The 9,072-nt window shown below is 38.6% G+C and carries 7 protein-coding genes, 1 pseudogene and 1 other annotated feature (1 of these 9 running past the window's edge); of the genes and pseudogenes, 2 read left to right on the plus strand and 6 right to left on the minus strand.

Going from position 1 to position 9,072, the window contains the following annotated elements; genetic code table 11:
• Positions 1-9 (plus strand) — a binding site (T-box leader) (it extends 211 nt beyond the left edge of the window).
• A gap of 65 nt (positions 10-74) precedes the next feature.
• A complete protein-coding gene (leuS, locus tag AC1Q8N_RS07680) occupies positions 75-2,483 on the plus strand; it encodes a leucine--tRNA ligase (protein WP_098642344.1) in 2,409 nt (802 codons plus the stop codon).
• Between the two features lie 26 nt (positions 2,484-2,509).
• Here leuS and AC1Q8N_RS07685 read toward each other — a convergent pair whose 3' ends face one another.
• Positions 2,510-2,938 carry a GNAT family N-acetyltransferase gene (locus tag AC1Q8N_RS07685; protein WP_064474519.1) on the minus strand — a complete coding sequence of 143 codons (429 nt, stop codon included), beginning with the start codon at positions 2,936-2,938 and terminating at the stop codon, positions 2,510-2,512.
• A gap of 149 nt (positions 2,939-3,087) precedes the next feature.
• Here AC1Q8N_RS07685 and AC1Q8N_RS07690 point away from each other — a divergent pair.
• A pseudogene (locus tag AC1Q8N_RS07690) lies at positions 3,088-4,279 on the plus strand (hypothetical protein).
• Between the two features lie 44 nt (positions 4,280-4,323).
• On the opposite strand, the gene AC1Q8N_RS07695 reads toward AC1Q8N_RS07690, so the two are convergent.
• The 5 genes from AC1Q8N_RS07695 to AC1Q8N_RS07715 all read right to left on the minus strand — a co-directional run.
• A complete protein-coding gene (locus AC1Q8N_RS07695; protein ID WP_098642346.1) occupies positions 4,324-4,746 on the minus strand; it encodes a pyrophosphohydrolase domain-containing protein in 423 nt (140 codons plus the stop codon).
• Between the two features lie 188 nt (positions 4,747-4,934).
• Positions 4,935-5,120: a hypothetical protein gene (locus tag AC1Q8N_RS07700; protein ID WP_001982745.1), complete on the minus strand. Its 186-nt coding sequence runs from the start codon at positions 5,118-5,120 to the stop codon at positions 4,935-4,937.
• 90 nt (positions 5,121-5,210) lie between these two features.
• Positions 5,211-6,290 carry a Ger(x)C family spore germination protein gene (locus AC1Q8N_RS07705; protein ID WP_088047661.1) on the minus strand — a complete coding sequence of 360 codons (1,080 nt, stop codon included), beginning with the start codon at positions 6,288-6,290 and terminating at the stop codon, positions 5,211-5,213.
• On the minus strand, positions 6,266-7,360 hold the full coding sequence (locus AC1Q8N_RS07710) for a spore germination protein (RefSeq protein ID WP_141520099.1): 1,095 nt from the start codon (positions 7,358-7,360) through the stop codon (positions 6,266-6,268). The genes AC1Q8N_RS07705 and AC1Q8N_RS07710 overlap by 25 nt, the downstream gene beginning before the upstream one ends.
• Before the next feature lie 16 nt (positions 7,361-7,376).
• The coding region (locus tag AC1Q8N_RS07715; RefSeq protein ID WP_493521155.1) for a spore germination protein at positions 7,377-9,072 on the minus strand (1,696 nt) is incomplete at its 5' end.

A 9,072-nucleotide genomic window follows, 5' to 3' on the forward strand; every position in this document is an offset into this window, starting at 1 on the left:
GTCCCTTTCTAGGGATGAGAGGTTTTTTGTATTTTGGGCGGTGAAAATAAATAGAATTTCAAGGAGGGTATCTCATGAGCTTTAATCATCAAAATATTGAGAAGAAGTGGCAAGGGTACTGGGAAGAGAATAAAACATTCCGTACGCCAGATGAGACAGAAAAACCAAAATTTTATGCACTAGATATGTTCCCATATCCATCAGGTGCAGGCCTACACGTAGGACACCCAGAAGGTTATACAGCGACAGATATTTTATCTCGTATGAAGCGTATGCAAGGATATAACGTTCTTCATCCAATGGGATGGGATGCATTCGGTCTTCCAGCAGAGCAATATGCACTTGATACTGGAAACAGCCCGGCAGAATTTACAGAGCTTAATATTAATACGTTCCGTAATCAAATTAAAGCATTAGGTTTCTCTTACGATTGGGATCGTGAAGTAAATACAACAGATCCAAACTACTACAAGTGGACACAATGGATCTTCCTAAAACTATTTGAAAAAGGCTTAGCTTACGTTGATGAAGTACCTGTAAACTGGTGCCCAGCACTTGGTACAGTACTTGCAAATGAAGAAATCATTGACGGTAAGAGTGAGCGCGGTGGACATCCAGTTGAGCGTCGTCCGATGAGACAGTGGATGTTAAAAATTACAGCTTACGGAGATCGTCTATTAGAAGATCTAGATGAGCTTGATTGGCCAGAAAGCTTAAAAGATATGCAACGTAACTGGATCGGTCGTTCTGAAGGTGCAGAAGTACACTTCAACATCGATGGTACAGACGAGAAATTCACAGTTTTCACAACGCGTCCTGATACACTATTTGGTGCGAGCTACTGTGTACTTGCTCCAGAGCATGCGCTTGTTGCAGACATTACAACAGCAGAGCAAAAAGAAGCTGTAGAAGCTTACATTAACTCTGTTAAAATGAAGAGCGATTTAGAGCGTACAGAACTTGCGAAAGAGAAAACTGGTGTATTCACTGGTGCTTACGCAGTTAACCCAGTAAACGGTGAGAAATTACCAATCTGGATCGCTGATTACGTTCTTGCAACTTACGGAACAGGTGCTGTAATGGCAGTTCCAGCTCACGATGAGCGTGATTATGAATTCGCATCAGTATTCAATCTTCCAATGAAGGAAGTTGTAAAAGGCGGAGACATTACGAAAGAAGCATACACAGGTGATGGTGCACACGTAAACTCAGCATTCCTTGATGGTTTAAATAAAGAAGAAGCAATCGTAAAAATGATTGAATGGCTTGAAGTAACGAGCGCAGGAAATCAAAAAGTAACGTACCGTCTACGTGACTGGTTATTCAGCCGTCAACGTTACTGGGGTGAGCCAATTCCAGTAATCCACTGGGAAGATGGCACAATGACAGCTGTGAAAGAAGAAGAATTACCATTAGTTCTTCCGAAAACAGAAAACATCCGTCCTTCAGGTACAGGTGAATCACCACTTGCTAACATTGAAGAGTGGGTAAACGTTGTTGATCCTGAAACTGGTAAAAAAGGTCGTCGTGAAACGAATACAATGCCACAATGGGCTGGTAGCTGCTGGTATTACCTACGTTACATCGATCCAAACAATAGCGAAGCACTTGTAGATCCTGAAAAAGTAAAACAATGGCTTCCAGTTGATATTTATATCGGCGGAGCAGAGCACGCTGTACTTCACTTACTATATGCTCGTTTCTGGCATAAAGTATTATATGATATCGGTGTAGTTCCAACGAAAGAGCCGTTCCAACAATTATTCAACCAAGGTATGATTCTAGGTGAAAACAACGAGAAAATGAGTAAATCAAAAGGTAACGTTGTAAACCCTGATGATATCGTAGCAAGCCATGGTGCAGATACACTTCGTCTATATGAAATGTTCATGGGACCGTTAGATGCTTCGATTGCTTGGTCTGAAAATGGTCTTGACGGAGCTCGTCGTTTCCTAGACCGCGTATGGCGTCTATTCGTTCAAGATAATGGTGAATTAAGTGAGAAAATTACTGATGCACCAAATAAAGAGCTTGAAAAAGCTTACCACCAAACAGTGAAGAAAGTAACAGAAGACTATGCAGAGCTTCGCTTCAACACAGCGATTTCTCAAATGATGGTATTCATCAACGATGCATATAAAGCTGAAACACTTCCGAAAGAATATGTAGAAGGTTTCGTAAAAATGATTGCACCAGTTGCACCTCACATCGGGGAAGAACTATGGAGCAAACTTGGATACAATGAAACAATCACATATGCAATCTGGCCAACATTTGATGAGTCTAAACTTGTAGAAGATGAAGTTGAAATCGTTGTTCAAATTATGGGTAAAGTTCGCGCAAAACTAACAATGAGTAAAGACGCATCAAAAGAAGAAATGGAACAACTTGCACTTGAAGCAATTCAAGACCAAATTGAAGGGAAAACAGTTCGTAAAGTAATTGTTGTTCCTGGAAAACTTGTTAACGTTGTTGCAAACTAATGTATTTTTAAAAAAGCTCAGAGCATCTATGCTCTGAGCTTTTTTGTGTAGAAAATAATTTCAGGATCTCCTTCATCTAAATTTTCAACTATTCCACTACGTACAAATCCATTCGTACTAAAAACTTTCTGCATACTATCGTTTGATTCGTTTGTCGAAGAAAAGATTTTTTGAGTAGGAGAATGACTTAACATATATGAGATTAACGAGCTTGCATAGCCGTGCCTTCTTTTCGCTGGCGAAACGATGATTAATGAGAGGAAAGTACAATCAAAGAAATTTGTATCGTATGTTAGAAAACCAGAGATAGAATTGTTCTCTTTTACAATGATGCATCTGCCCTCATTGATAGTATGTTTAATATAATCTCGTCTACTATCATCTCCGATTACATCAATATCTATATGTAAGATTGCATCTAAGTCATTGATAGAAGCCTTTGTTACGTTTTTCAATGGAAATACCTCCCGAAAAAATATTCAGTTAATTAATTTTAGCATGAAAGAAGAAAAAGGAGCGGAATTCCCATACAGACAAACACCTATTTTTCTATAGGAAATATGATAAAAAAGGTAGGCTAAATTGAGTAGAAGAGGTGAAAGGAATGAAAGGGATGGACAATAATGCACCACATGGTTTCTTCGGAGGCGAATCGGACAGTTATACACAAATGATGTTAATGGGAGGAGCTGGCCAACAAGGGTACGGTGGAATTCCGAGCTGGATGGGAGGGGCTGGCCAACAAGGATACGGTGGAATTCCGAGCTGGATGGGTGGAGCAGCAGGAGAATTCCCAACATCGGTAGCTGGCATGCAAACTGGAATGCCTACATCAATGGGGGGATTTTCGACATCAGGGGCTGGAATGCCTACAGTAACAGGAGGATTTCCGACATCAGTAGCTGGCGTACAGACAGGATTTCCAGTAGGAGCACCAACTACATTTCCTTCTTTCGTTGGAGGAGTGCAGACCGGATTTCCGGTACCGGGAGTAGGTGTTGTAGCTGGAGGAATAGGTGGATATCCGCAAGTTGTTCACGGTCATCATGGACATCACCACCATCAAGGTCAACACGGTCATCATGGACACCATCATCACCAAGGCCAACATGGCCATCATGGACACCATTCATCACCAAGGTCAACACGGTCATCATGGACACCATCATCACCAAGGTCAACACGGTCATCATGGACACCATCATCACCAAGGTCAACACGGTCATCATGGACACCATCATCATCAAGGCCAACACGGTCACCATGGTCATCAACAACAAGTACATCACCACGGTCACCACCACATTCATCCGCAAGCTGTTCTTTATCAAACGCACCAAGGCCAGCACGGTCATCAAGGTCAGCACGGTCATCAAGGTCAGCACGGTCATCAAGGTCATCAAGGTCATCAAGGTCATCAAGGTCATCAAGGTCATCAAGGTCATCAAGGTCATCAAGGTCACCACGGTCAGCACGGTCATCATGATCAGCACGGTCACCATGGTCATCAACAACAAGTACATCACCACGGTCAGCACGGTCATCAAGGTCAACACGGTCACCAAGGCCAACACGGTCATCAAGGTCAGCACGGTCATCAAGGTCAACACGGTCACCAAGGCCAACACGGTCAACATGGCCAGCAGGGTCAACAACACCCACAATATCAGCAATATCAACAACAGCAACAATCTTCTCCTTGGGCAGGTGGAATTGGAACGGGAGCAGCAGGAGCAGCGGCAGGAGCAGCTAGCATTAGTGGAGCAGCAGGACACGCGGGACACGTGGGTCATTAATGAATCGCAGGAAAAAAGACATAATAAAAAACTGCTAGGAAATCCTAGCAGTTTTTTTCAGCTTCTTTGCGCTGACGTTCGATTTCAGCACGAAGTTGTGGTTCTGGTGCTTGCCAGCCTTCTGGTTTTAGAATTTTGCCGTCACCTTCACGGAATCGAGGTTTTCCATCAGGGAATAGTTTTGCCATGTTTGCGTTATTTACAATTTCGAATCCTTTATCAGGACGTACGCCCATTTCGGCAAACGTTCCGAATGCAAAGTAAATAAGGTCAATTAGTGCATCATATTGATCTTCAACAGTCGTCGCTTCTAGAAATTCTTCTAGCTCTTCTTGCATAAAACTTGCACGGATTTTTGCACGCTCTTCTGTTAGTTTTGTTGGAGTATTTGTCACAGGATGTCCGAACTCTTCATGCATTTTTGCAACAAGTTCGTATCCTTTATCTAAACCTTTTTCGTTTATCATGTGGTTTCATCCTTTCTCGCTTTGTGCCGAATCTCATTGTAACATAAGGTGATTATGAAATGAAAAAGGACTGTTCAAAAGTTTCATCTTTTAGTTAAGATAGGGAAAGATTATATCGACTAAACGACAAAACATAACCCATTATAAAAGAAAGCCATCCCGGAATACTTTTGGGATGGCCTTGCTCGTTATTTTTCTTCTTTTATTAAAATGGATAAAAGAAGATCGATGCCAAACATACCAACGAGCAACATTGGAATAACGACAAGTAAATAACGTGTGAAGGAAACATTTTTTAAGTATGTATGAGCAAATAAAAAGACGCCGAGAAATAAAATACCATTTAAAATAGGCTTTACTAATTTTTTAGACATAAGCTCCCCCGTAAATATCTTCTCTCTCTATCTAAAATAAAAACTCCTCTATCCGTTGTATCATGCTGGAGAGAGGAGTTCAATCATTTCTCATTCGATTACACCAGAATTTGTAATATTAACGGTGTATTTTACTTTAATTGGCACATCTTTGTACATTTTTCGCCACTCTTCTAATTTAAATGGACGATAATGTTGTCTATATTTTGCTCCAAGTCCAAGAGGGTCAACATTTAAGGATTTAAACTGTTTAATTAGTTTTGTAGCTTTTGCATCTAACTGTTTCTCAACCGCTTTCGCTATTTTTTGCGTGTTCTTTTTATTTTCTAAGTTGAATTTTCGAGATAATTCTTGAATACGAGCTTCCATTTTCACATGAATATAGAAAGACGGTTTTCCATTTTTTATAGTTACTTCGTAGGTAGGAACGGAACGGATGTTATTAATCATTGCATAGCCAGGATTGGTTTTAAATTCATGTGAATCTAGGCGGTGCTTTTCTAGCAGTCCTTTGAAAACAAACATATCGTGGTACTTAATTGTGCCGACTAACTTATCCTTTTTCAAGAGACCGATACCAGTAATCTTTATTTTATCTCCATGTTTTTTTAGGATAGGCATATAGGAATCCTGTCCTTCACGGTAGTACCTGAAGGCGCCTAAATACAAATTGTCAGTTGGCAAAGGCCCAGTGTCCATATTATGTTCTAACATTTTTTTTATATAAATCGCAACATTGTAAGAGGTACTATATTTTCCTTTAAATAGTTCAGTACCACTGCCTTCTAATAGTCCAACATACAGTGAGTTACCAATATTCACATCTCGAATCAATGTATCAAAGGAAGTTGATAATCCTTTTTTAGCAATCTTTGTTGTGAATAAGGCAACACGCATTTGACCGCTTGCGAACGGTTGCGAAGATTCTAAAGATGTATCTGCCTTTACTTGTTTTACTGCGTTTCCTGTTCCTTCATAGACTTGAACTTTATTTCCCTTTTTTTGTACAGGGCAAACGAATGTAACTTTTACTTTATTATCTTTTGCTGTATCGAAGGCAGTTCCTTGAATGAGCTGAACATCATCAATAATATTTTTTTGTAAACAACCAGTTAGACTGAAGACACTGATGCAAATAAGAAGTATTAATTTTCTTTTGATTTTTTCCATTGTTTTTTCACCCACACAATAATAAATAGAATTGGGATGTATACATAGATAAGCCAAAAACTAACTTTAGATACATTGCTAATAAAATCATTAATATCATGCCTGTTCGTTAGAAGTTGTGAAACAACTAAGGTGATAAGCATAAATGCGATTAAAATACCTCGTTGCTTCACACGAAAGATTTCATGCGTTCCTCTAGTTGCGGCCCATAAAGGTAGGATAAAGCTGGTAATAATAACGAGAGCATAACCAGAAATAGCAATATACTCAAGTCGCTCAATAAAAGGAAGCTTAATAACTTGTGTCATGGACAGTTGAGACCAGATTGTTTTGAGTAGTTGTTTTTCGCTAAAGAATGTAAAAGCGAGAATGGTACTAAACAAATATAGAATATTGGAAAATAATGCCCCGTATTGTGCGAATTTATGGGATTTCTCTGGCTCTTTAACAAATGGATAAATCATCAGGAAAATTTCAAATCCTGTCATGCTATAAATAGATAGTTGAGCTGCTTTCAAAATATCGGTAAAAGAATGTGAAAATATTGGAAGTAAGTTATCCCAATGTGAGAATTTTAAAATGAAAAGGCTTAGAAAAAGATAACCTAATGTCCCACCAACAGAAATAACACAAATTCCTGCAATAACGCGAAAACCTGATGAAATAATGTAATAACTTATTAAACATAAAAAGAATGTGAGCATCCAGGTGGATGCACTAGGAAACATCCACACTTGAATAATTTCGACATATGTTCTAACAACAGAAATGCTTACAATGAAAAAATAAGCCATAAAAATGATATTAATACCATTTCCGATCCATTTTCCAAAAAGTTGTTTATGTAAATCAATTAAGTTTCCTTCTACAGTTTTTAATGAATAATACATCATCCAGATGATAATATGAATAATGATTCCTGTGAGGAGAACCCCCATCCAGCCGTCGTATCCAGCAGCTTTTGCAATAATTCGAGCGAACCCGAGAACACCAGCACCAAACTGTGCACTGTGAATTAAGAAGAAAACAAAGATAGGAGATATTTGATATTTTTCTTGAACTTTACTCATCAATGCACCTCATTTCTTACTCATCGAAGTCTGATCTATGTTTTGTTGAAATTCCTTTTGCTGCTTTTTTTACATGTTGTGGTCTTGCTTGTACATCTCTTGTATCAATCATTGTTAAAGGAAAACGAATCCAAGAATCCTTAACGGATTGTTGTCTTGTCGGATAAAACAAAGCGTACGGTTTACGTAAGGAAGTAAGCCTGAATAGATGAGTAAATAAAAAGATAAATCCAAGAGAAATCCCGAAGAGCCCTCCTATTTCTGCGAATGCTAGAAACGGAAAACGTAGTAATCGAACTGCATTACCCATTTTATAAATAGGTGTAATAAAGGAAGCAAGTGCTGATAAGGCAACGATAATTAATAAAATGTTACTCGTTAAACCAGCTTGTACAGATGCTTGTCCGATTACGATACCGCCTACAATACCGAGTGTTTGACCAACTTTCATCGGTAACCTCGCGCCAGCCTCTCTTAATAAATCGATTGCGAGTTCTAAAAAGAGTGCTTCAATTAAAGGTGGGAACGGTACTTGCGCCCTTGATAAAATCAAAGTTTCAAGTAAATCACTCGGAATGAGTTCATAATGATAATTTAAAACTGCAACATATAAAGGTGTAGCACAGATTGAAAATAGAACAGCGATAAGGCGTAAAATGCGTGAAAATGTAGCGTATAACCAAGAGACGTTATAGTCTTCTGGTGAAATGAAAAAATCGAAATAGGATACAGGTGTTAGTAAAACACTTGGAGAACCATCCACAAAAATAGCAATTTTCCCATCAATGAGTGCTTTTGTCACTCTATCAGTACGTTCTGTATTGATATAGAGAGGGAAAATCGACTTTTCACCCATTAGTTCTTGTATATAAGCACTATCATTAATTTGATCATATTCAAGAGCACGTAATGACTCCTCGAGAAAATCTACATTATCTTTTTCGGCGAGGTTGTCTAAATACATCATGACAACTTTCGTTTTGGAAAATTCGCCGACAATCATTTCTTTTGTTTGTAAATCTAAAACAGGAAGGCGTTTTCGTACTAAATTAATATTCGTATCAATAGCTTCTACAAAGCCTTCTTGTGGACCGATAACTGTTGATTCATTTAATGGAGGGCTTGGTGCCCGGTAAGTATCAATTGCAATGTTTGCAAGCATACACTTTTGATCTTGCTGATTCAATTGAATAATTGCATGTCCCTTTAAAACCATGTCCTCAATTTTTTGTAAGTCGTTCGTAATTGTAATACCACTCATCGGAATATGTTCTTTTAGCTCTTCTAATGAAGTACAAGGTCGTTCTAACAGAATAGGCATTAAATATTTCTGTAATTTCTCTCCATCAAGTGAAGGACGATAGTAAGAAATCCAATAAGGCATCGTTTCATCATCAGATGTGTGATAATTAACAAAATCACTAGACTGTTTAAGCTTTGCTATTAAATCTTGTAGAGAATGAATACGGTCTTTTTCTGGTTTCGTAAAATCATAAATACTATTATTTCCAGAGTTTTGCTGTTTATCTTGAGATGAGTTATCTTGCTTAGAGCTTTGCTGTTGATCTTGGGCCGAGTTGTCTTGTTTAGAATTTTGTTGCTGATTCTGATCCGAGTCGTTTTGCTTAGAGTGTTGTTGCTGATTCTGATCGGAGTCGTTTTGTTTAGAGTGTTGTTGATTCTGATTCGAGTCGTCTTGTTTAGAGTGTTGT

The organism is Bacillus sp. GW823-FHT06B01, from assembly GCF_058952315.1.